The organism is Psychroflexus sp. MES1-P1E, assembly GCF_002836055.1.
Classification (GTDB): domain Bacteria; phylum Bacteroidota; class Bacteroidia; order Flavobacteriales; family Flavobacteriaceae; genus Psychroflexus.
Genome location: NZ_PJBS01000290.1, coordinates 1 through 1,300, shown reverse-complemented (window position 1 = coordinate 1,300; position 1,300 = coordinate 1). Strand labels below are relative to the sequence as shown.

Genomic DNA, 1,300 nt, shown 5'->3' with positions numbered 1-1,300 from the left:
ACAACTAATGGTAACAACGTATAAAATTAATTGCTTGTAAAAGCCTACTTATGAATCCCGATAGCTATCGGGATTCTATTCCGTTTTTATTTGCTAAACTAGTTGCTTAAAACACGTAACAAACCATAATGTGCCAAGAAGTAGCCACGGCAATAAACTGACTGAATGCTGTAAATAAGATGATGATTAGTCCATCGAGGTCGTTGTATAGGCTTAAAATTGCTTTAAGACAAGTTGGTGATTCTATTGGAAATTTGAAAGACACTCACCTTTCTAATTTCTTCAACAGAATAGCCTATAGAAAAGGGAGGGCAGTCGCTGTTTCTGCAAGAAAATTAGCTAACATACTTTGGAATATGCTTTACAAAAACAACAATACAATCCTCCTATTGTTTATGAATATCTTGACCAAAAAAGAAAGAGAATGGTCAAAGAACTTCAAAAACAAATTGCTAATTTAGATGCAAGAATGAGTGACATTTATCCTGCCTAAATACCAGTAAAAACAAGGAATAAACAAAAGGTTACTCAGAATATAAAACCGACACCATAAAACATGAAAGTACTATCAATAGAAATAATAAGTAATTCAGCAGGGATGTTGATTATAGACGGAGATCAAGGCACATATTCTGTAACAAACCTTGGAAAACCCTTATCAATTCCAAAAGCAGACAACACAATAAAAGACATCATTGAATTTCAAGCTAATTTCTATAAGCATCTTCAAAATCAAGATATTGATAGAGTTGTTTTATGCGAAGGGGGGAGTGACTCAAAAAAAATGAGAGTTAGAATGGAATTTGCAGTGCTTAGTGAATGTGAAAAGCAATCTATGGAGTATAAAACCTATCCGACAGGCTCTTGCACAAGACTAATTAACTCGACTTACAAAAAAGAGACTGGACGAGAATTTTCAGATGATTTAGTTAAAAATAGTTTACCTAAATACATGGGGAAAGCACTTGTTGCAGGCTGGAGATTTTTAGAATAAAGGAAAGCAGAATAATTAGAAGTTTATCTTTCAAAAATGGAGTCACTTTCTGATAGAGGTCAATCCTATTCCTTCACCTTATGACTCCACCCTAAACAGAACTGTCTTTGTTTAGGCTTGTGTGTTTAATTTGGTATAACCGCTTATTAGCTGGTCCAAGAAGGCTTTCTACATGAGTTAATTTAAATCCAACAGGAAAAGAATAGGGGATAGGTCAGCCAAAAAAGGGGATTGATTTTATCGAACTAGTTATTAGCAGAATAGAGATTTAAATACCCATTAATACCAATTTAAACCTATAATGTC

2 protein-coding genes are annotated in these 1,300 nt (G+C 33.8%); both read left to right on the top strand.

The features are described from left to right. Positions 1-179: 179 nt before the first annotated feature. Positions 180-461 (top strand): hypothetical protein, encoded by a 282-nt coding sequence (locus CXF67_RS09830; protein ID WP_257984650.1) that lies wholly within the window; start codon positions 180-182, stop codon positions 459-461. A 95-nt stretch (positions 462-556) separates the two neighbouring features. Then, positions 557-994, top strand: coding sequence for a DUF3010 family protein (locus CXF67_RS09825; protein WP_145990453.1), 438 nt, complete (start codon positions 557-559; stop codon positions 992-994). The last annotated feature ends 306 nt before the right edge of the window (positions 995-1,300 follow it).

Excerpts from the sequence above, each read along its gene's own strand:
- CXF67_RS09825 (WP_145990453.1), top strand. The coding sequence starts at position 557 with ATGAAAGTACTATCAATAGAAATAATAAGTAATTCAGCAGGGATGTTG.
- CXF67_RS09830 (WP_257984650.1), top strand. The coding sequence starts at position 180 with ATGATGATTAGTCCATCGAGGTCGTTGTATAGGCTTAAAATTGCTTTA.